The 22,069-nt window shown below is 50.7% G+C and carries 15 protein-coding genes; 9 read left to right on the forward strand and 6 right to left on the reverse strand.

The features are described 5' to 3' along the window. Window positions 1–15: 15 nt before the first annotated feature. Window positions 16–1,353, reverse strand: coding sequence for a hypothetical protein (locus ABFZ84_RS12425; RefSeq protein ID WP_369314336.1), 1,338 nt, complete (start codon window positions 1,351–1,353; stop codon window positions 16–18). Between the two features lie 69 nt (window positions 1,354–1,422). Between ABFZ84_RS12425 and ruvX the strand changes: the two genes are divergently transcribed. The 4 genes from ruvX to plsY are packed head-to-tail and all read left to right on the forward strand — an operon-like array spanning window position 1,423 to window position 3,860. Continuing rightward, window positions 1,423–1,890: a Holliday junction resolvase RuvX gene (gene ruvX / locus ABFZ84_RS12430; protein ID WP_369314337.1), complete on the forward strand. Its 468-nt coding sequence runs from the start codon at window positions 1,423–1,425 to the stop codon at window positions 1,888–1,890. Continuing rightward, a complete protein-coding gene (locus ABFZ84_RS12435; RefSeq protein WP_369314338.1) occupies window positions 1,887–2,261 on the forward strand; it encodes a hypothetical protein in 375 nt (124 codons plus the stop codon). The genes ruvX and ABFZ84_RS12435 overlap by 4 nt, the downstream gene beginning before the upstream one ends. A gap of 55 nt (window positions 2,262–2,316) precedes the next feature. Next, window positions 2,317–3,270 carry an aspartate carbamoyltransferase catalytic subunit gene (locus tag ABFZ84_RS12440; protein WP_369314339.1) on the forward strand — a complete coding sequence of 318 codons (954 nt, stop codon included), beginning with the start codon at window positions 2,317–2,319 and terminating at the stop codon, window positions 3,268–3,270. Next, window positions 3,270–3,860 carry a glycerol-3-phosphate 1-O-acyltransferase PlsY gene (plsY, locus tag ABFZ84_RS12445; protein ID WP_369314340.1) on the forward strand — a complete coding sequence of 197 codons (591 nt, stop codon included), beginning with the start codon at window positions 3,270–3,272 and terminating at the stop codon, window positions 3,858–3,860. The genes ABFZ84_RS12440 and plsY overlap by 1 nt, the downstream gene beginning before the upstream one ends. Before the next feature lie 5 nt (window positions 3,861–3,865). On the opposite strand, the gene ABFZ84_RS12450 is transcribed toward plsY, so the two are convergent. Continuing rightward, window positions 3,866–4,579, reverse strand: a complete 714-nt coding sequence (locus ABFZ84_RS12450) for a DUF4328 domain-containing protein (RefSeq protein WP_369314341.1) — start codon at window positions 4,577–4,579, stop codon at window positions 3,866–3,868. A gap of 73 nt (window positions 4,580–4,652) precedes the next feature. Between ABFZ84_RS12450 and dprA the strand changes: the two genes are divergently transcribed. The 4 genes from dprA to rnr all read left to right on the forward strand — a co-directional run bounded on the left by dprA (window position 4,653) and on the right by rnr (window position 11,918). Beyond that, window positions 4,653–5,780, forward strand: coding sequence for a DNA-processing protein DprA (gene dprA / locus ABFZ84_RS12455; RefSeq protein WP_369314342.1), 1,128 nt, complete (start codon window positions 4,653–4,655; stop codon window positions 5,778–5,780). A 263-nt stretch (window positions 5,781–6,043) separates the two neighbouring features. Beyond that, entirely contained in the window at window positions 6,044–8,740 is a 2,697-nt protein-coding gene (gene topA / locus ABFZ84_RS12460; protein WP_369314343.1) for a type I DNA topoisomerase, read from the forward strand. Window positions 8,741–8,901: 161 nt separating this feature from the next. Then, window positions 8,902–9,489, forward strand: a complete 588-nt coding sequence (locus ABFZ84_RS12465) for a M23 family metallopeptidase (protein ID WP_369314344.1) — start codon at window positions 8,902–8,904, stop codon at window positions 9,487–9,489. Between the two features lie 98 nt (window positions 9,490–9,587). Further along, window positions 9,588–11,918: a ribonuclease R gene (gene rnr / locus ABFZ84_RS12470; protein WP_369314345.1), complete on the forward strand. Its 2,331-nt coding sequence runs from the start codon at window positions 9,588–9,590 to the stop codon at window positions 11,916–11,918. Window positions 11,919–11,957: 39 nt separating this feature from the next. Here rnr and ABFZ84_RS12475 read toward each other — a convergent pair whose 3' ends face one another. After that, a complete protein-coding gene (locus ABFZ84_RS12475; protein ID WP_369314346.1) occupies window positions 11,958–14,189 on the reverse strand; it encodes a S9 family peptidase in 2,232 nt (743 codons plus the stop codon). Window positions 14,190–14,375: 186 nt separating this feature from the next. On the opposite strand from ABFZ84_RS12475, the gene msrA reads away from it, so the two are divergent. Next, the gene (msrA, locus tag ABFZ84_RS12480) at window positions 14,376–14,978 is read left to right on the forward strand and encodes a peptide-methionine (S)-S-oxide reductase MsrA (protein WP_369314347.1); all 603 of its coding nucleotides are present in this window, start codon (window positions 14,376–14,378) and stop codon (window positions 14,976–14,978) included. Between the two features lie 61 nt (window positions 14,979–15,039). Here the strand turns inward: msrA and ABFZ84_RS12485 are convergent, their stop codons facing one another. The 3 genes from ABFZ84_RS12485 to ABFZ84_RS12495 form a co-directional block, all read right to left on the reverse strand. Continuing rightward, window positions 15,040–17,184 carry a M3 family metallopeptidase gene (locus ABFZ84_RS12485; protein ID WP_407067111.1) on the reverse strand — a complete coding sequence of 715 codons (2,145 nt, stop codon included), beginning with the start codon at window positions 17,182–17,184 and terminating at the stop codon, window positions 15,040–15,042. A gap of 288 nt (window positions 17,185–17,472) precedes the next feature. Continuing rightward, entirely contained in the window at window positions 17,473–18,534 is a 1,062-nt protein-coding gene (locus ABFZ84_RS12490) for an agmatine deiminase family protein (protein WP_369314349.1), read from the reverse strand. Between the two features lie 126 nt (window positions 18,535–18,660). Next, the gene (locus ABFZ84_RS12495) at window positions 18,661–21,873 is read right to left on the reverse strand and encodes a TonB-dependent receptor (RefSeq protein WP_369314350.1); all 3,213 of its coding nucleotides are present in this window, start codon (window positions 21,871–21,873) and stop codon (window positions 18,661–18,663) included. Window positions 21,874–22,069 lie beyond the last annotated feature (196 nt).

Consider the following 22,069-nt stretch of genomic DNA (forward strand, 5'->3'; position numbering starts at 1 on the left):
GACCTTGGTAAATACTTATCGTGCCACCGCTGACGCTTCGTCAAAAAGCTCATTGATCGCTCGCTCTGGGTCCGCAAATGGCGTTCGCGCAAACCGTCTAAGCATACGGGCAAAGGCCGGGCTATCGGTACGTTCGGCCACCAACGCGAAATACATCTCGTCGTTGTAACCCTTTCCGCCACCCTCAGCGCGTCCAATAAACGCGCGCCAAAACTCGCCAGTGGAGGACTTGTCGGCAAGGCTTACGGCCTGTGCAATGACTTGCCCACAAGCATATAGCGCTCGAAAATCGCTGCGTTTTTCCGCGCTGCTAATGGGGCCGTAATAAAGCCGCTCAGCACATTCTTTGCGGGCACGGGCCTCGTCTTCATGAAAGTCAGCGCCATCCCAAAGGCCGGTCGTTACCAGAATCTCTGCCGTGATAGCGTCCGCCGCCCCTTCATGTATCCACCCCGGCACACCGCCAGCCGACGGACGTGCAGCCGCCTGCCACAAATGCACGGCCTCGTGGACCGTAGAATGAACAAAGACCTTGCGTCCCTTGTGGCTGGGATGCGCCCATCCCTGACCTTCAAGGGTGATTTGAAACTGACCAGGAAGTGCATCACCTGCATAGCTAAGCCGTCCGGGGTCATCACCAAGCCGAACCGTCAGGAACAGATTAGGTTTATGATCTGGGCCATAACCAAAAATATCCGAAAGCACATCAAAACTGCGCGGCACCACCGCATTAAATTCTTGCGCTATCCATGCGGGCGTTTCCGGGTCAATTAGCGCAATCACCTGTTCGGTTTCGATCGGTTTAATTGGCCCCATATAAACAAAGGCCGGATGATTGATCGGGGATTGCCACGAACGAAATTCAGAGGCGGGCTCACCGAAACTGAAAACTGCGTTCTCAGACAGGGGTGAAAAATTGAACCGCGCCTCAGCGCGTTTTCCATTTTGGTCAACCGGCCAGAAATGCCCCGTAAAGACCAGCACGCCTGCATGCCCATACTGTACGACAGGTTGGTAATCTTTGCTCAAGCGATTTACGTCCGGTACAGCATTGATCTCCGCGTGGGAGAATTTCCGCCGGTCGTCTCTGCGAATTTCATTACTTCGTGTGAACGTGAAATCGTCGTTTTCAAGTTTCCATTGACGCGCGCGGTAATCATTCGGCAGTTTGTTGAACACGAGCGCGCTTTGCGGTTGGTCCCAATCATAGCTTATCGCTAAAGACCCGTCGGCATTTTGGGCAAATGTTACACGCACCGGCGATGTCGGTGCGGGGCGCGAATAGACATATGCGGTGCCCCCCAACAGAGCCGCAATCACTACCCCAAGCACAATCAGGCGTTGCCCGCTCATTCGTTCTTTGCCTTTTGCCGTTCTAACCCCTAAGTCGCGAGGTTTGACGAAGAGTGATAACATTCAGCCATGACAGATCAATTAGAACAACAGGCAGCCGTTTTTGGCCCCAAAGGTGCCCTTATGGGGCTAGACCTTGGCGAGAAAACCATCGGCATTGCCGTCTGTGACCCCTCGCGTATGGTCGCGACCCCCGTTGAAACGATTCGCAGACGGAAATTCACCATTGATGCTGGCCGCCTTGGCGCGCTTGCGACCGAGCGAAAAGTCGTCGGATATATTTTGGGATTGCCCCTTAATATGGATGGGTCTGAGGGTCCCCGCGCCCAATCTACGCGGGCTTTCGCAAGAAATCTCGCAAACGCACAATCTCTACCCGTGGCATTCTGGGATGAGCGTATGTCCACCATGGCCATGGAGCGAGAGTTGATCGCACTGGACACCAGCCGCGCAAAACGTGCGGAAAAGATCGACGAAATGGCAGCAACCTTTATACTCCAAGGTGCAATTGACCGGCTGAGGGGCTTTTTTCCATGAAACCACTAGTGCTTCGTCATATCATCATTGGCCTGTTACTGGTCACCGGCATCTTTCATCTATTGGTCGCCATGGTGAATGCCGCACCCGGCATGGGCACAGGTCTCGCCGTTTTTGGCGTGATTTATTTCTTGCTGAGTTTTTATGTACGCCGCGACGTTCACGCAAAGGCCATTACGAAGAAGAACAAACACCCAGGGAAATACGCAATCATGTTGGCAATGGCAGCGTGCGCACTTGGGATAACCCTTGGCGGTTATAGCTATATCCAGAACGGCGGCCCGTTGGCGCTACCTATGATGTTCGCCATTGATGTTGTCATCATAATTGCGGGCGCGATGTGGTTATTGAAGACACAAGTCAAAACCTGAAATTTGGTCATTGCCGACTCGGTATTCAGTCACTAAAGCTCGGGATTTAATGACAATGAGTGAACGCCCATCCCCGCCCACTAGCGGATTTTCCGCACGCCGCTTGATCTCTATCGAAGATCTGAGCGACGACGAAATCCATTATGTTCTCAATCTGGCTGAATATTACGCTGGCTACCTTAAGCGCGCAGCGCCTGCGCCGCGACGGCTGGCAGGCAAAACCCAGATCAATCTCTTTTTCGAGGACTCAACCCGGACCAATCTTTCCTTTGACCTTGCGGGCAAAAAACTTGGCGCAGATGTCATCAATGTGCCGGTCTCTGCATCATCTGTGCATAAAGGCGAAACATTGGTTGATACCGCGCAGACCCTTAGCGCCATGGGCGCGCATGTAATGATCGTTCGCGCAAAAGAAGAGGGCCTTCACCAGACGCTCGATCAAACACTCGATTGCCCGGTCGTGAATGGCGGCGCTGGCAAACTCGAACACCCAACCCAAGCGCTTTTGGATGCGGCAACCATACGATCAGAGTTCGGATCGTTGAAAGGGCTTACAATCGCCATCTGCGGCGACATCAAACATTCGCGCGTTGCCGGATCGGACGCACGACTTTTCCGGCGTCTTGGCGCAGAAGTGCGTTTTGTTGGACCAGAAAACCTAATGCCCGCAGACGATCAGTTCACAGATATTAAACGTTTCTCTAACCTCAAAGACGGACTTGACGGCGTCGATGTTGTGATGGGATTGCGAATGCAGTTTGAACGCATGGAGGGCGACGGACGCGCCCTCGCCCAAGGCTTCTTCGATGAATTCGGCCTTACCCACAAAACAATGCAATGTGCGAAAGACTCTGCCCGGGTCATGCATCCTGGGCCAATGAACCGTGGGGTAGAAATCGACGGCGAACTCGCTGATGATCCTGAGCGTTCGCTAATCTTGCGACAGGTGTTTTACGGGGTCGCAACACGAATGGCCTGTCTGGATGCGTTGATCACCAAGGGGCTGTGATGGATATCATCTTACCGGCAATTATCGGCTATCTCCTTGGTGCTATTCCGTTCGGGCTCGTCATTACAAAAATGGCTGGGCTGGGGGACATCCGCGCTGTTGGCTCCGGCAATATCGGTGCAACAAATGTTCTGCGTACAGGCCGCAAGGATCTGGCCCTGGCCACCTTGTTGCTTGATGGTGGTAAAGGGGCAATAGCAGTCTTCATTGCCGTCACACTCGGGTGGCGACCAGAAATCGCGGGCGCTGCGGCGTTTCTCGGCCATTGCTTCCCGGTCTGGCTAAAATTCAAAGGTGGCAAGGGGGTTGCCACATTCATGGGGACGCTTTTTGCGCTTCATTTCATCGCCGGAATATTTGCCGGCGCGATCTGGCTCAGTGTTGCGTTTATCTTGCGCTACTCGTCCTTGTCCGCATTAATCGCCGCCGCTGCAACACCGTTTGTGCTTTTTGCGCTCGGGCAACCCGGCTCCGCAGTTGCTGCATTATTTATGACGATCCTGATTTTTATTCGACACAAAGCCAATATTGCGCGTTTGCTTAGTGGTTCAGAACCAAAAATCGGCACAAAGAAAACAGCTACGATCTAAACGACTCAATCAGGCGATACCGATGAACTCAGAATGTTTGCTTCCTGTGCCCGCTTGATCTGTGCTGAAAACCGCAACACGAGAATTGCACCGATAATAGCAATAAGCGCGGAACCGATATCGATCATCAACGAGTCAAGATAACGCTCTACATTGGTCATCTCTTCGCCTAAGGCTCCGGAACTCAGCAGCATTTGCCAAGACACTTTGTCGAGCAGGCTTCCTAAGAGCCAGAAACCCCACCACCATCCGATAATTGCTGGTACCGTGACATTTGCATTGGCCGGATCATGTGATCCGCGCCAAATTTCACGAACCGCAACAAGCGGTTTCCAAAGACTTAAAAACGGAACAAAAAAATATCCAATCGTCCAAAAAGGACTGATGTGTAAATCCGCGGCTTCAACAATCTTTAGATTATTCATGGCCCGATAGTAAAACCGGCAATAAGCAACAATGCACGCAAAATAGATAATTACGTATAAGCCTCCTAATATCGCTTGATGCAAATCAATGAATTCCGCTTCGGACATCGAATAGACCGCTCCATCATTGACAGCTTTGATCCAGGAAAATGCATACGCGTTTGAAACGGCCAATAAAATATCGCCAATGATTGATGCAACGAACGCATATCTTAAGAATACCCAGAGCTTCCCGAAAGGGCGCGGACGGTCTTGCATTTCTTGTTCGACTACGGGATCATTTGTCACGGTCATTATTGTTCAATGCTGCAATATTTGATCTGGTTTAAGTATTGTTATTGTAATTGAAAATAATCACAAGATATTTATGAATTCATTTACTTCAAATGAGCGTTGCGACTGGATCCAGCTGATCCGTACCCCAAATATTGGGCCGATTACGTTTCATCGATTAATCGCAAAATATGGCACCGCTTCCGATGCGCTTGCAGCGCTCCCCGAACTTTCGCGCAAAGCTGGTCGCAAAACACCATTCAAGGCGTCAGAACGTTCTGCCGCTGAAGCGGAGCTAAAAAATGCCGATCGGCGCGGCGCACAGATCATTGCCGCCTGCGAAGACGAATACCCGCTAGCACTCAAAGCCATACCCGACCATCCGCCCATCTTATATGTTCGCGGACACTTATCGCTTTTTGAAAAGCCTGGCATCGCCATCGTTGGCGCGCGCAACGCATCAGGCGTCGGTCGTAAGATGGCGCGGATGCTTGCCACTGAATTAGGCGAAGCGGGCTATGTAGTCGTCTCGGGGCTTGCGCGCGGAATTGACGGCGCGGCTCATGCGGCATCGCTGACCACCGGCACGATTGCCGTCGTTGCTGGTGGTGTTGATGTCATTTACCCGCCCGAGCACGACACACTGACCGAGAACATAGCCAACCAAGGTGCCGTGATTTCTGAATCCCCCATGAGTGCAAAACCAACCGCGCGGGATTTCCCTAAACGCAATCGCCTAATCTCTGGTCTATCGCGCGGGGTCATCATCGTCGAAGCCGCTGCGCGGTCGGGCACTTTACTGACTGCGAACTTTGCGTTGGATCATGGTCGAGAGGTCTTTGCCGTGCCAGGCTCCCCTCTTGACCCGCGATGTCAGGGCGCAAACCGGCTTATCCGTGATGGGGCCACCCTAATAGAAAATGCAAACGATGTTATCGAAGCATTGGCAGCGCAATCTGGCGGTGGGATGCAATCGCCGGGGCGCGATCTTTTTGATTGGGCCGGAAATGATGGCATGGACGAACCTGACCCGGTCGCGCTCATTAGCCTGCGGCGAACCCTTCTGGAACTCCTCAGCTTCACACCTTTGCATCGCGATGAAATCCGCCGCGAAGTCGATGCATCGCCCGGTTTAGTCGCAGACGCCCTTTTAGAACTGGTCCTCTCCGGCGAAGCGCTTGAGCATGACGGCGGAAGATTTTCGCTAAATCCAGATAATTGACAAAAGCGATCTGACTTGCGCACCGTCACGCTGACCTTCGCACAAAGAAATTTTATATAACCAATTGTTATTATTAAGTTATACGGAATTCTCTGAGACTTTAGGGCATCTAAAACTTTACATTACGCGCAAAAATTGCGCCGGGGTTTTCGACAAAACTGTTCGCGTCGATTTTCGCGCTACAGTTGACATGCCCCCTGCGAGCGCCCCATAGGGCGCGCCAACCATTTTTTCCGTTATTCGGTTTTGGGGACAATTCCTGCATGCAAGTGGTCATCGTCGAATCGCCATCTAAAGCGAAAACCATCAATAAATATCTCGGCTCCGGTTTTACGGTGCTGGCCTCCTATGGGCACATTCGTGACCTGCCTTCTAAGGATGGTTCAGTGAAGCCAGATGATGATTTTTCCATGATCTGGGAATCTGACACCAGCTCTAAAAAGCGGATGAACGAAATTGCCGCCGCCGTTAAGGGCGCAGAACGCCTCGTTCTCGCGACCGACCCGGATCGCGAAGGAGAAGCGATCTCCTGGCACCTATTAGAAGCACTAAGCGACAAAAAAGCTCTGAAGGGCGTTCGGATCGACCGCGTCGCCTTTAATGCGATCACGAAATCCGCCGTGCACGAAGCCATGGCGCATCCGCGTGAAATCGACGGCAATCTTGTTGACGCATATCTTGCGCGGCGGGCACTCGACTATCTCGTGGGCTTCACGCTCTCTCCAATTTTATGGCGCAAATTGCCCGGCTCACGTTCAGCGGGCCGCGTTCAATCGGTTGCCTTGCGGATTATCTGTACGCGCGAGCTGGAAATTGAGACCTTCGTTCCGCAAGAGTATTGGTCCGTTAAGGCGCAAGCCAAGTCGGGCGCGTCTATGCCGTTTGAGGCACGTTTAGTTCTTCATAATGGCGAGAAGGTACAAAAATTCACGCTCGGCGACGAGAGCGCTGCCATGGCCGCCAAGGCTGCGGTTGAAAATGGTTCATTCACCGTCAATGCGGTCGAGGCCAAACCCGGCAAGCGTAATCCGCCCCCACCTTTCACGACATCGACCCTACAACAAGAAGCTGCGCGTAAGCTCGGTTTCAACGCGCAGCGCACCATGCGAACAGCGCAAGGATTGTATGAAGGTATTGATATCGGCGGAGAGACCACGGGCCTCATCACCTATATGCGTACTGATGGCGTTGATATGGCACCAGAGGCCATACAGGACGCGCGCCGCTCGGTCGGCTCCCAGTTCGGTGACAATTACGTTCCGTCGTCACCCCGTATGTATAAGTCTAAGGCGAAAAATGCGCAGGAAGCGCACGAATGTATTCGCCCGACATCGTTCTCGCGGTCACCAGATAAATTACGCGGCCTCGATTCAGATCAACACAAGCTTTATGAATTGATCTGGAAACGCGCGATTGCCAGCCAAATGGAATCTGCACGACTTGAGAACACAACGATTGACCTTTTGACCCAAGATAAAAAAACCGGCATGCGCGCAACCGGTTCCGTGATCTTGTTTGACGGCTTCCTCGCTCTTTACGAAGAAGGACAGGACGACCAAGAAAACGAAGATGGCGGCGGCGTATTGCCGAAACTAACTGTTGGTCAAAGTGCCGACATTAATGACGTCAACGCTGATCAACATTTCACACAGCCGCCTCCCCGCTATTCAGAGGCGAGTCTTGTTAAACGGCTGGAAGAACTCGGTATCGGTCGCCCGTCGACTTACGCTTCGACGCTCACAACATTGCGCGACCGTGGTTATGTCACGATGGACCGCAACCGGTTCATCCCTGATTCAAAAGGCCGGATCGTTACGGCATTTCTTGAAAACTATTTCAGGAAATATGTGGAATATGATTTCACCGCTGATCTTGAACAAAAGCTCGATTCTATCTCCGCCGGCGATGCAGACTGGAAAGCATTTCTCAGGAATTTCTGGTCCGAGTTTCACGCAACGGTCGAAGGCATCGGTGAACTACGCATTACCGAAGTTCTTGATGCCCTTAATGAGTCGCTTGGTCCCCTTATCTTTCCAAAGAAAGACGATGGATCTGACCCGCGCAAATGTCCCAACTGCGAAGATGGCCGCATTTCATTGAAAACGGGCCGCTTTGGTGCATTTATCGGGTGTTCCAACTATCCTGATTGTAACTACACCCGCCAGCTTTCTGCGCTCGGTGAAGGCGATGACCCATCTCAAAATTCAGATCGCGTTTTGGGCCAAGATCCCGAAACTGGACTGGACGTTTGGCTAAAGGTTGGGCGCTTCGGCCCCTATTTCCAACTGGGTGAACCCGAAAAAGGGTCAAAGGAAAAACCTAAACGCGCAAGCTTGCCGAAAACCTGGAATCTTGAAGAGGCCGACCTCGAAAAAGCGTTGATGATGTTGTCATTACCGCGCGAAGTTGGTCCGCATCCAGAAGATGGCGAAATGATCGAAGCAGGTCTTGGCCGCTACGGGCCATTCGTCAAACACGGCAAAACCTATGCGAACCTTCAGAGTATCGACGAAGTTTTTGAAGTCGGTCTCAATCTTGCTGTAACACTCATAGCTGACAAAATTGCCAATCCGCGCGGTCGCAAAGCTGCGGCGGCTCTCAAGGAGTTAGGCCCGCACCCCGTAACCGGCGAGCCCGTCAACGTCATGAATGGGCGCTATGGTCCCTACGTGAAGCACCAAAAAACCAATGCTACGCTACCGAATGGTGTCGAACCAGAAGCGATCACCCTCGAGCATGCTGTCGAGTTGATTACGGCCAAAGAAAAGAAACCGGCGAAGAAGAAAGCGACCAAGAAAAAGGCAACGAAAAAGAAAGCCACAAAAAAGGCCGCAACCAAGAAGGCAACGAAAAAAGCGACCACCAAAAAAGCGGCTACAAAGAAAACGACCAAAAAAACCACAGCTAAAAAGGCGACAAAAAAAGCAACCAAGAAAACGGCAACAAAATCCGCCGACTAACGGTGGTCTTTTTTCTAAAGCCAGAGAATCCAATGCCGGGCATCTGCCCGGCATTTTCTTATTCGGACACCTTCAAACAATTGATGGGTCGCGTTTAACTTTCCCCTAGCCTTATCTCGCTCTAACATAAGCGACGTTTTGTTGTTCGAGGCTTTTTGTTGATGTCACTCAACCAGTCATTGTTGCTTTTGGTACTTTTCTTGTTCCTAAGCGCTTGCGCGTCTACACCAAGGGGATCAGGTGCAACATCAAGCGGTATCGCCTCGTCGCTAGCCTTATGTTCCGGCACAGTCATTTCAAATGCGCCCCCGATTGATACGCGGCGAAATATCATCGGCTATGATCCGCTCACGAATATTCGCGGTGTTGCGATCTATCGCGCGCCTGTTGCTAGTTGTGTCTCTTCGGGTTTTGGCCCTCGACGTGGTGGCGCAGGCAGTTTCCACCATGGGGTCGATCTATATACTCGCGCACCAAGTACGGTTTATGCGGGCGCAGAGGGGCGCATAGAAAGCATCGGGTCTATAAGGGGCTATGGTAAAACCATTGTCATTTCACATTCCTCTGGCATCAAAACCCGATATGCGCATCTTTCGGAATACACGCGCGGCCTTCGCCGAGGCGACCGGGTTGCGCGTGGCGCCGTGATCGGTCGAACAGGAAATACCGGCAACGCGACCGCCGTTCACCTTCATTATGAAATCATAATAGACGGAAAGCCCCATAATCCGCTGATTGTTGGTCGTTGATTGATTGCGACTGTGCCAATACCAAAGCCGTTCATTCGCGCTTTTGCCCAAAGCGTGGTACGGGCATATTTAGTGCAAAGTTCAAAAAAGGCATCGAGTTGACGAAACGTGGAAAACGGACCGCCGGAAAACCAAAACCGGGCCTTCCGACAAAAGCCGAGATCATCGCTTATCTAAAAGAGAGCGATACAGAGGTCCATCGCCGAGACATCGCCCGTGCATTTGGCGTAAAAGGCGAAGCAAGAGCAGTCCTGCGTTCAATGCTCAAGGAATTAGATGCAGACGGCTCTATTAATCTAAAAAACGGAAAGCGAGTTGAGCGCGCAGATTCTCTGCCGCCTGTGGCACCGGTCGATGTCATGTCGGTGGATGACGATGGTGATTTGATATGTATGCCCGCAAATTGGGGCGGCGGCGATAAACCGCCAATCATCACAATATCCGCGCGGCGCGCAGCAAAAGAAAAACCAGCGCCCGGTGTCGGTGATCGCCTTTTGGTTCGGCTGAAGCCCGCCGGTGATGCTGGCTATGAAGCCGATATCATAAAACCGATTGGCAAAGGCGCACATCGCTTTCTTGCGGTCTTCCGGCCAAAACGGCGGGGCGGCATAGCCGATCCGGTTGAACGCCGCGCCCGCAATTCCTTTACGATTGAGGCCGGCGACGAAGGAACCGCAAAAGATGGTGACCTAGTTTGGGTGGAAACCAAAAACGCTCGAGGCTATGGCCCACAAAAAGCGCGGGTCCGTGGTATTGCAGGTCATATCGACGACAAGCACGCCTATTCGACAATCGCACTGGCCAATCACGATATCCCCACAGATTTCCCGTCGGCAGTGCTTGAACAAGCCGAGAAAGCCACGCTCCCCCCGCTTGGTTCCCGCACGGATTTACGCGACGTACCGCTTATCACGATCGATCCGGCTGACGCGAAAGACCACGACGATGCGGTCTTTGCTGAGCCGGACGACGATGAAAACAATCCCGGTGGTTATCGGGTCATCGTCGCCATTGCCGATGTTAGTTATTTCGTAAGCCCTGATTCAGCGCTCGATAAAGAAGCCTTGAAGCGCGGCAACTCAACATATCTTCCAGATAGAGTCGTGCCGATGTTGCCGGAGCGGCTATCGAACGACCTATGTTCATTGCGCGAGAATGAAGACCGCCCCTGCATGGCCGTTGAGATGATTATTGACGCGAGCGGCACCAAAAAAAGCCAAAGATTTATGCGCGCGCTGATGCGTTCTCACGGCAAGCTTTCCTATGAGGACGCACAGGCCATCAGCGAAGGCGGCGAAGCACCAAATAATTTAGGCCCAGTCGTCAGCGCACTTTACGACGCTTATCGTATCCGCATGAAAGAACGCGCAAAACGCGCACCGCTTGATCTCGATCTCCCAGAGCGAAAAATCATTCTGGACAAAGACGGTAATGTAGAAAAAGTCATCAAACGCGAACGATTTGACGCACACAAAGTCATCGAAGAGTTTATGATTCTCGCCAATGTTGCCGCCGCTGAGGCACTAGAGCGCGCCAAAACGCCGGTTATATATCGCGTCCATGATCAACCAGATCCTGAAAAGCTTGAAACAATTCGCGATTATCTTGGTACGCTGGATTATAATTTGACAAAGGGTGGTTCTGTCCGGCCTGCAAATTTCAATCAGCTCTTGAAAATTGCTGGCGAGCGCGACCAAAAGGAAATGGTGTCAGAGGTCGTGCTTCGATCCCAGCGACAAGCGATCTATGACGTTGTAAATGTAGGTCATTTTGGACTTAACATTCCGCGCTATGCGCACTTCACGTCGCCCATTCGACGTTATGCTGACCTAACTGTCCATCGAGCATTGGTCAAAGCCTTTAAACTTGGCGAGAATGGCCAAACCGAAAAGGAAGCGAAAGCACTTCCTGAGATTTCACAACAAATCTCCGATCTTGAGCGGCGTTCCGTGGCCGCAGAACGTGAGTCCAACGATCGATACCTCGCCGGTTATCTAGAAGAAAAAGTCGGCGTTGAGTTCGAAGCGCGCATCCGTGGTGTGACGAAATTTGGTTTATTCATCATGCTCGACGAAAGCGGTGCTGACGGGTTCATCCCTATGCGCAGCATCGGGTCAGAACGATTTCGGTTCGAGGAAAAAGAACACGCTGTCATCGGAGAAAGTAGCGGCGGTATTTTCCGCCTAGGGCAACCCGTCCGGGTGTCCCTGGCCGAAGCTGCCCCCCTGACCGGTAGCCTACGTTTTGAGATGTTGAGCGATCCACTGCCGGGTGAAAAGAAAAAGCCTCGTAAAAAGCCCACCCCCCAAACATCGCGCGAACGGGCCAAAGCAAAGAAAAAAGAACACTTGCGTAAAGCCAGTCGGGCGAAAAACATTCCTAAAAAAGCCAAGCGCCGAAAATCGAACGCAAAACCAAAACGTGGATAAAAAACGCCCCGAAATTAAATGTTCGGGGCGCTTTTCAATCTATTTGTGTTTGACTGGTTCTACGTTTTCGTAGCCCCATATTTTTAATGCAAAGGCATAAAGATGTGCCGTTTCTTCCAGGCGCTCAAAGCGTGCTGCGGAACCGCCATGACCTGCACCCATATTCATCCGCATAACAAATGGACCGCCTGTTGCTTCATCACGCAAACGCGCAATCCACTTCGCTGGTTCCCAATAGGTTACCCGATAATCCGTTAGGCCACCCGTCGCCATAATTGGCGGGTAGTCTGTGTTTTTGATGTTATCATAGGGTGAGTATTCTGCGATCCAACCATACTCTTCCGCGCTGGTGATCGGATTGCCCCATTCTTCCCATTCTGGTGGTGTTAAGGGCAAGTCGCCATCTGAGATGGTGTTTATCACATCCACAAATGGGACCGCCGCAATAACACCCCCAAAAAGATCAGGCCGCAGATTAACGGTTGCACCAACCAATAGCCCGCCTGCGCTTCCGCCATAAATGACGATTTTCTTTTTTGCAGTAAAACCAGCATCAATCAATGCATCGCCAGCAGCAGCAAAATCAGAAAAAGTGTTCTTTTTCTTTGCGAGCTTACCATCCAGATACCATTGGCGCCCTTTATCGGCACCGCCGCGAATATGCGCGATTGCATAAACCGCACCACGGTCAACAAGCGGGAGTACCGTTGTCGAAAACCCAGAAGGCATTGCATAGCCATAAGACCCGTAGCCATAAAGCAGTGCAGGTGCGGAGCCATCCATCGGTGTAGTTTTAAGACGTAAAACCGTGACCGGCACTTCGGCACCGCCCTCACCCTTAGCCGTAATCCGCTCTACAACATAAAGCGAAGCATCATGGCCGCTCGGTACATTTTGGGTTTTCACCAATGTCCGAGACCGGTCTGACATTTTATAATCAAAGGTCTGTTCCGGCGTAGATGGTGATTCATATGTGAAACGGAATTCATCCGTGTCATACTCAAAACCTGAACTCATGCTTAGGCTATACGCGGCCTCGTCAAACGAAACCGTATGAGAGTCACCACCATAAGTGGACACCACAATCCGAGGCAGCGCATTCTCACGCTCTACTCGTACCAAGTAATCTTTAAACGGTGTGAATGTAACAATCTGGCTGCCTTCATTATGTGCGAGCCAGTCAGTCCAATTATCTCGCCCCGGAGAGGAAACCGGCGCAGTAACGATTTTAAAATCAACCGCCCCATCAACATTCGTCATGATAAAGAATTGATCACCATGGTGCTCGGCATAATATTCAACACCGTTCTCTCTTGCTGCGATCAATGTCGGCGTTAGGTCAGTGGCATCAGCGCGAATAAACCGGGATTCGCTCGTGATCTGACTGCCGGAGGAGATAAATATGTACTCGCCGCTTTGACTTTTCGAAACGCCTAGGAAAAACGCATCGTCATCCTCCTCATAGATAACCGGATCATTCGCAGGGTCCGAGCCAAGTCGATGCAATTTCACCCGTTTAGGGCGCTGATTATCGTCTCGTTCAACATAGAAAAATGACTGAGAATCGGCTGCCCAAATCGCGCCGCTCTCATCCGCACTCTCTATTGTTTCGTCATACTCGTCTCCGGTTTCCATATTCCGAACACGGATGGTAAAAAACTCTGATCCCAAACGATCAACCGCATAGGCCATTAGTTTCTGGTCGGGGCTATGCGTTATCGAACCAATATCAAAAAACTTGGAATCACCGCGTTCTTTGTCGCCATCAAAAAGAACCTGTTCCCCGCTTCCATCGAGAGCCGCCCGCATATAAATCGGGTACTCACCACCATCGAGATATTTGACCCAATATTTCCAGTCGCCATCTTTGCGCGGAACCGAACTATCATCTTCTTTGATGCGTCCCCGCATTTCAGCAAATAAGGTTTTACGAACAGGTTCCAGATCAGCCGTTACGGCGGCATAATATTCATTCTCTGAGTCAAGAACGGCTTTAATATCTGAATCCAGCGCAGAGGTATCACGTAAGACCTCTTGCCAATCTTCATCCCGAAGCCATGCATAATTATCCGTACGCGTAATACCGTGTTGTGTGATCTCTACGGGACGTTTTTCAATCTCCGGTGCCTTAATGGAGCGGGCATCGGCGAATGGGTCTTCAGTTGTCATGTTTTTCTCATCTTTATTCATCTGGGGTTTGGCGTCATTCTGGCCACAGGCAGAGATAGAAAACGCCGCGATTGCCCCGATTATAAGTTTATCAATTTTCATAAATCCCCTCGCCATTTATTCCGAACCTAAGACTTAATACGGAACCCTGCCGCTCGGCAACGGGGTTAAGCGGCGCTATCTATCTGGTGGTGGCACATTGAACTGGTTGTAACGATTGGGTGATGGTGGGTTCAATCTCGACGGCAAAGGTCTATCTTTGCCCGTAGTAACCCTCGGGAGCCGCCTTTGAAACGCCTTATCATAGCTCTTATCGCCGGAATTATCGGAACTGCGACCATTACCATGGCTCAACCCAATGATGCGCCGCAAAATGGGTCAGCGCAATCAGCCACAGCCGTATTCGCCGGAGGGTGCTTTTGGTGCATGGAAGCAGATTTTGAAAAGCTTGATGGCGTTGGCGATGTCGTCTCTGGCTATGCAGGCGGGGTTATGGAAAACCCGACCTATGAACGTCACGGTCGGCACCTTGAGGTCGTTCAGGTTCCCTATGACCCATCGGTTATTAGCTATCGTGAGCTTGCAGATTATTTCTTTAGACATATTGACCCACTTGATGAGAAAGGTCAGTTCTGTGATCGCGGGCATGCATATACGACCGGGCTATTTTATTCGACTACGGAAGAATATGACGCCGCGAAAGCTGCTAAAATTGATGCCGAAAATGTCTTGAACGAATCCGTTGTAACACCGCTCATTGAATTACAGAAATTCTGGAAAGCAGAGGGCTATCACCAAAATTATTACAAGACCAACCCGATCCGATATAAGCTATATCGAACAAGCTGTGGTCGCGACCGACGAGTCAAACAGCTTTGGGGAAGTCACTAAAAAAAGCCGCAGTAGTTAGCTGCGGCTTTTTCAATACTATAGCACCCTATCTTTCAGTGTTTTAGTTTTCGCTGCTATCCGTATCAGGAAGCGGAAAGCCTCGATCACGCATCAAGGCCTCTATCCGCGCTTCACGACCTCGGAATTTCAAATATGCGTCCGCTGGGTCAATAGAGTTTCGTACTCGGAATAAGTTATCGACGAGACTCTTCGCAACGTCTTTATCATAAAATCCGCCTGGCGCTTCGGCGAAAGCCTCGGCCGCATCAGCCGTTAAAACATCAGCCCACATATAACCATAATAGCCTGCGGAATATCCCTCACCTGAAAAGATATGACCAAAATGCGGTGACCGGTGGCGCATGACAATCTCGTCCGGCATACCAAGTTCTGCGAGGGTCTCTCGTTCAAATGAATCGGGGTCTATACCGGTTGGATCGCTCATGTGATAGCGCATATCAACCAATGCCGACGCCAGATACTCGGTAGTTGAAAAACCCTGATTGAATGTTGATGCCGCTTTGATTTTTGCGACAAGCGCATCAGGGATCGGCTCTCCGGTTTCGTGATGTACCAGATAATTATCAATCACCTGGTCCGTCGGCAGCCAACGCTCCAACAACTGTGATTGGAATTCTGTGTAGTCCCGAACACCACTATTTAGCGTCGGGTAATCAACATTCGATGACAACGCGTGAAGTGCATGGCCAAATTCATGGAAATATGTCGTAGCGTCATCCCACGAAATTAAAACAGGTTCCCCCGGTGCACCTTTGATAAAGTTTGAATTATTCGATGACAGAACAGATTTCTCGACCCCATCAAGTGTATCGTGACTACGATACCCCGTCGCCCAAGCACCGGAGCTTTTACCAGGACGCGCAAACGGATCAAGATACCAAACACCAATATGCTTGCCTGAGGTTTTATCAGTGACTTCCCAAACCTTGACGTCCTCGTGCCAAACCGGAACTGAGCCATCATTGATTGGTGTGAAATTGAAATTGAACAACTCACCAGCAACAAAGAACATCGCATCGCGAAGCTTGTCGAGTTGAAGGTATTGCTTCACTTCATCCGAATCGAGATCGTATTTATCTTGGCGTACTTTCTCCATGTAATAGCGATAGTCCCACGGCGCGATTTCAAAATCCCCGCCCTCCGCATCAACAATTGCTTGCATTTCCGCGACCTCTTCGGCCACGCGGGCTGTTGCAGCGGGCCATACAGCCTCCATCAGGTCTAATGCGCGATCTGGCGTCTTGGCCATTCGGTTCTGGAGCCGCCACGCTGCGTAATTTTCATAACCCAGTAACTTTACGCGCTCATCCCGTAGCTGAAGAATTTCAGCAATGATCGCATTATTATCATGCTGATCACCGTTATCACCACGGCTATAATAGGTCCGCCAGACAGTTTCGCGCAGATCACGTTCGTCGGAATAGGTCAAAAACGGATCCATGGACGACCGCGTATTTGTAATCGCATATTCCCCCGCGCGTTCACGGCTTTCCGCCGCGGCGGCAGCCGCTTTGATAAAGCTTTCCGGCAATCCGCCTAACTGATCAGCGTTGATATAGGTTACATAGCCTTCTTCATCAGCAAGAACATTATTAGCAAAATCTGTATGTAGTGTCGCAAGACGTTTGTTGATTTCCGCGTAGCGCATCTTTTCTGCACCATCCAACGTCGCACCATTTGACGCAAAACCATCATAGGTAAGCCACACTAAACGTTGTTGATCCGGGCGCAGATCACCCATCACATCGCTTTCATAAACAGTCTTCACACGCTGAAAGAGTTTGTCATTTTGATTGATCTTGGACTGAAACTCGGAAAGCTTTGGCGACATTTCACCTTGTATTGCACGAAACTCAGGTGACGACATATTCGACGACCAAATTCCCCAATAGGTAAAAACCCGGCCCAGCTCATCGCCCGTCTTTTCAAGTGCAATAATGGTGTTGGCAAAAGTCGGAGGTTCTGGATTGTTTGCAATCGCGTCCACTTCAGCGAGGCTTTTTTCCATGCCCGCTTCTAATGCAGCCTTAAGGCCGTCGAGATTCATTTCGTCAAAATGCGGAACTCCCTGATACGGCCCCTCATAGGGCGCCAACAATTTATCTGCATTTGCATCGCCAGTGGTTGCGGCTTCAACGCCAGCGAATAAATCGCCAATGTCTTCGTTTATTGGCTCTGATGACATTTCTGTTGGCTCACTCTTAAGTTGGGCGGTGTCTGTCTTTTGTGCATCACCACAGCCATAAAGCGCCGTCATTAGCGCGATTGTCGATACTAAAGAGGTTTTCCGCATGCTGGCGGCTCCTTCCATTGTCACTGGCAAAAATTTTAATTCGCCGCGACAATCGCCGCAGCACCCCGATTTTTAAACCTATCCTGATACCGCCCGCTAATGGTTGCAAGCGAGATTACAGTATTCGGGAAACGACTCGTCGCTTAATCAGCTCAACTCGTCGGCGCAAAACATATCGGTTCAAACTGTGGGCTGTTGTTGTGAAATGCAGTGAAACGACCCGCCACCAGTGAGAATATGTGACGAATCCACTGCAATGAAATGCGGCCTATCCAGCGCACTTTTCAAGATTTCAACGGCCTCTATACCCGGCGCTGAATCGCCACTAAGAACACCATAGACGGGGATAACAACCGAATGATTGGCAATATAAAAATTCATATGACTTGCCGCCGCTGGTTCGCCGTCAATTTCGATGCGCCCGGGCGAAGGCAGCGTGATCACCTCAAGCTTGCGCCCATTCGCATCTGTCGCCTGTCGTAACGTCGCTTCGATAGCGCTAAGAACTTTCGCATTCGGGTCATCATCGCCAAATGGATGCATACAGACGACCTTTCCGGGCGCGATAAATCGTGCGATATTATCAACATGACCATCCGTGTGATCGCCTACAAGGCCTTCATCTAGCCATATGGTTTTTTCGATGCCGAGCGCCGATTTCATCACGGCCTCAACATCTTTTTCGCTCATGTTCGGGTTTCGATTTTTATTCAAAAGGCATTGCCGCGTGGTGATTAACGTCCCCTCGCCGTCAACTTCTAGCGCACCCCCCTCGCCGGTGAAATCATCAAACCGGCGTAATCGGACATTTGCATGCCCCGCAATTTCATCAGCAATTTTGTTGTCTGAAGGCAATTGGTATTTTCCGCCCCAACCGTTGAATCGAAATGCACTGGCAACAAGCTCTCCAGTTTCCGATGTGGCGAAAACCGGACCCGTATCGCGCAACCAGATGTCACCGAGCGGCGCTTCATATAGCGCAAGCAGGCTTGGGTCGGGCAATCGTCCGCGCATAATTTCGGCTGCACTTTTTGCTTCAGCGCCACGATAAACGAGATTGACGCGTTCACCGCGAATGTCTGATCCGTCGCCGCCGGGAAAAAGGATGCCGCGGACAAAATCCTCCACTTCTGCGCGCGCTGGGCCCAGATTGTCTTCCCATAAATCCGCAGCGCTGGGCCACCCGATCCACACGGCATCATGGTGCGCCCATTCGGCTGGCTGGCGGCGTGGTGTCATCATGGCTGCTCCTTTCCTCGCTGTGAGGTGCATATATTCATGAAATGGTTCCCGCAAAAGAAAAAGGCGACCCGAAGGCCGCCTTTTCTGTAAATCAATGTCTTTAGCGGATTCATCCGCCGGTCCGACTTAGAAGTCGTAACGAAGACCGAAGTTAATTTCCCAAACAGACGTATTGAAGATACGTGATTGTTCTGCGGGGCCATCATCAAATGACTGGAACTCATACTGGCCGCCAGAAATAATCGCAGAAACGATCTCGGCATTGTGGCCAGAGTTACCAAAGGTTTTCTCACGATAAACACCCCAGTCGTCGTTGAGGAGATTCGTGAAGTTATCGACGTCGATGATAAAGCGCAGACGGTCGCCCGAGCGAAGACCAGGAAGTTCCTGTTCAAAGCGAAGGTCAACCTTGCCCCACCAATCTGATTCAAAGCTGTTACGCGGTGCAATCTGTCCACGATATTCGTCGAGGCCAGTGGCCGCGAGGAATGCATTGAAACCAGCAAGGTCGAAACCACCAGCGTAAGCAACCAATGGATCATCCATCGCACCTGGACCTGATGGGATATAAAGAAGCGAACGATCTTCTGAACGGTCGCTATCACCAAAGAGGTTTGTTCCACCAGCAATCGCATCACCTGAGCTAGAGCCTGATGTGTCGAATGTGTAGCTGAATGGCTTACCGCTATTGAGCTGACCAGTCAGCGAAATGCGGGTTTTAAGGTCTTTGATGAACTCATAGCCAAGATCGATACGGCCCGTGAACGCATGTGTCAGACCATAGTTAGAGCGAGCAACGATTGGATTGTTATAATCAATCGCAGCGACGTTTTCAAAGTTCGACTGCTGGGTCGAACTTGTGCCTGGGTTCACATCTTCAGCATCAGTATACGCATAACCACCGTAGATTTTTGCGGTAAAGCGATCTTTTTCAAACTCTTTCGCGAAGTAACCGGAGATAACTTTAGTCCGGGGTGTCGTATCAGAGTTTGTCAGCATCAGAACGCCACCATTACGGTAGCCAAACTGCGAGTTGTAAACAGGGCGACCGTCAGGTGCAGTGTCGATGACACCAAGATCAAGGTTCTGCCAGATATTTGGATTTTCCTGAATGTTATAAAGGAAATCGACACCAAAATCCCAATCGTCACCAAGGCCAATGGCTGAAAGGTCAGCAACATACTTAGCGCCAAGTGTGAAACGCCAGATTGAAGACATCGTATAGTTGATATCGACCAACGCTGTCGCACCGGTACCACCCGCTGCCGAAGAGGTAACATCAGCTTGCATAGCCGCTGGAAGTGTAAAGCCATCAAATCCGTTGATCACAGCTGGGTCATTCGAGAATGAAGAACCCGGCAGGAAGCCCGTATTTGAGAAGCTGTTCGACAACCAAACTGAGGGGTCCCCACCAGAGAAACGACCAGCACCAGCAGTGATGCTCAGACGTTCTGTGGCGTCCCAGTTAACACCAACGCGTGGCTGAAGAAGTGAAAGACCGTCAAAATTAGTGTCGTTTGGAACGTTGAAACGATCAACCACTGTCTGGTTAAACGCCGGAGCCGTGTCCATAGAAATCCAGTCATAACGAAGACCGGTAGTCACCAATACGGTGTCGCTGACTGTCCAGTCGTCCTGAATATACATTGAATTCAGTGTACGTTTGAACTGAGCTGCACCATCAATTTTATTGTTTGTGCCTGCATTCTGATAAAAAATTGAATCAGGCATCTGGTTTTCTAAATCGTCGATTGAGTTAAATTCTGCTTGACCTTCTGAAAATGGAAGGAACAGGTTAAACGCTTCATAGATGTCACGCTCATAACCAGTTTTGATCAGGTGGTTACCCGCATCATATTCAGCTTTGAACTTTATGTTCCATACATTTGACGAAAGCGCGTTCCCGTGACGGAATGAGTCAGGGCCAACAAAGATAGACCCGCCACCGGGCGTCACGATTTCGAACTGAGCGAAATCAGTACCATTTAGTGAGTTCTGACCCGTTACACGGTCTTGATAGGAAACCCGCATTTCGGTTGAGAACTGATCCGTCCAATCAGAGAAGATACGAGCTGAATAAGCTTCGAGATCTTCTGAACGCGCATACCCGTTTGAAAGAAGACCAAGTTGTCCGTTTGATGAGCTTGTGTTTTGCGGAACAATCGTATCGCCGAATGTGTCCTGATATGCCAATTCAAAACGGTGATTATCAGTGATGAAACCGTTCAGCTTAACGTAGAAGCGCTCGTCTTTTGTTGCGCCGCTCGTTGGTACGCCAAGTGGATCGAAGCCATAAACATTGTTCATGATCGATGTAACGCGATCTACATCAGCTTGCGTAACTTCATCAACTTCGTTCGGAAAACCAGAACCGGCAGGGCCAGTATTGAAAGTTTCGGAACCTTTGAATTTTTCGTAGGCCGCGGTGAAGAACAAACGGTCTTTGATGATTGGGCCGGTGATAACTGCGCCGTAGGATTTTTCATCAGCGTCCGGTTTGTTGACGGGGTCACCTTCGAGTGAATCGCCGTGCATGCTCGCAAAATTGTAATCAACAAACGCACGACCGTGGAACTCGTTGCCGCCTGATTTCGTGACAACGTTGACGTTACAACCAGTGAAGCCACCATATTCAACGTCGATTGGAGCGATCTCAACTGCGACCTGCTCTGATACGTCGAATGGGAATGGAAGGCGCTGTGTTGGGTAGCCGTTATTGTTGAGGCCGAAATCGTCATTCTGACGAACACCATCAACAGTCAGCGAATTAAAGCGCTCGTTTGAACCAACGCAGCGGATGCCGCGTTCAAATGACTCGTCGATCGTGATCCGTGGATCGAGACGAATAACGTCTTTGATGTCGCGGTTAACAACCGGAAGATCTGAAAGGTCAGCAACACCAAAAACAGCCGATGGGCCAGAAGCCACTTCTGCGGCTGAGCTACGGGTCGCGACAACTACGATTTCATCGCTTGAAGATGAACCGCTCAAACGTACCACAACATTTGTTGTGTCACCCAAAGACAAACGGATGTCTGAGATTGTTTGGTCGGTAAATGTGTCCGTGTCGACGCTAACTGAATAGCGGCCAGAGACTGACAGACCACGTGACGAATAAGTACCGCCAGAACCGGTCACAACTGTTGTTGAGGCACCTGTTGTTGTGTCTGTGATTGTTACGCGAGCGCCGGATACTGGCTGGCCATCTGGGCCAACAACTGTACCGCGGATCGCACCCGTTGTTGATTGCGCCATAGCGGGCGATGTCACAACCGTGGCAAACGCCGTAGTTAGCGCGATCGCTGCCACACCGGCAGAGAGCGTCTTCATAAGTGTCATATTGGTATCCCCAAGCTGATCTGGATGACCGCATTACCTTTTGCACTGCGGTATACGCGACTGCCCATAGGTAATTTAGATGACAGTCCCGTGACAATGTCATGCACTGAACATGAATTTTCATTTCAAAGACCGCGTTCGTAACAACGCGCATCACGTGTGGATAATTTATGATGCAATCACAGTGCATTAGAGA

This window comes from Hyphococcus lacteus (assembly GCF_041058985.1).
In the GTDB taxonomy this organism is placed as follows: Bacteria; Pseudomonadota; Alphaproteobacteria; order Caulobacterales; family Parvularculaceae; genus Hyphococcus; species Hyphococcus lacteus.

What these genes read in the sequence shown, in the direction of transcription:
- ABFZ84_RS12485 (WP_407067111.1), bottom strand. Translation starts at nt 17,184, where the DNA reads ATGTCATCAGAGCCAATAAACGAAGACATTGGCGATTTATTCGCTGGC.
- ABFZ84_RS12440 (WP_369314339.1), top strand. Translation starts at nt 2,317, where the DNA reads ATGAGTGAACGCCCATCCCCGCCCACTAGCGGATTTTCCGCACGCCGC.
- ABFZ84_RS12435 (WP_369314338.1), top strand. Translation starts at nt 1,887, where the DNA reads ATGAAACCACTAGTGCTTCGTCATATCATCATTGGCCTGTTACTGGTC.
- plsY (WP_369314340.1), top strand. Translation starts at nt 3,270, where the DNA reads ATGGATATCATCTTACCGGCAATTATCGGCTATCTCCTTGGTGCTATT.
- ABFZ84_RS12465 (WP_369314344.1), top strand. Translation starts at nt 8,902, where the DNA reads ATGTCACTCAACCAGTCATTGTTGCTTTTGGTACTTTTCTTGTTCCTA.
- ABFZ84_RS12495 (WP_369314350.1), bottom strand. Translation starts at nt 21,873, where the DNA reads ATGACACTTATGAAGACGCTCTCTGCCGGTGTGGCAGCGATCGCGCTA.
- ABFZ84_RS12450 (WP_369314341.1), bottom strand. Translation starts at nt 4,579, where the DNA reads ATGACCGTGACAAATGATCCCGTAGTCGAACAAGAAATGCAAGACCGT.
- topA (WP_369314343.1), top strand. Translation starts at nt 6,044, where the DNA reads ATGCAAGTGGTCATCGTCGAATCGCCATCTAAAGCGAAAACCATCAAT.
- ABFZ84_RS12425 (WP_369314336.1), bottom strand. Translation starts at nt 1,353, where the DNA reads ATGAGCGGGCAACGCCTGATTGTGCTTGGGGTAGTGATTGCGGCTCTG.
- ABFZ84_RS12490 (WP_369314349.1), bottom strand. Translation starts at nt 18,534, where the DNA reads ATGATGACACCACGCCGCCAGCCAGCCGAATGGGCGCACCATGATGCC.
- dprA (WP_369314342.1), top strand. Translation starts at nt 4,653, where the DNA reads ATGAATTCATTTACTTCAAATGAGCGTTGCGACTGGATCCAGCTGATC.
- ruvX (WP_369314337.1), top strand. Translation starts at nt 1,423, where the DNA reads ATGACAGATCAATTAGAACAACAGGCAGCCGTTTTTGGCCCCAAAGGT.
- ABFZ84_RS12475 (WP_369314346.1), bottom strand. Translation starts at nt 14,189, where the DNA reads ATGAAAATTGATAAACTTATAATCGGGGCAATCGCGGCGTTTTCTATC.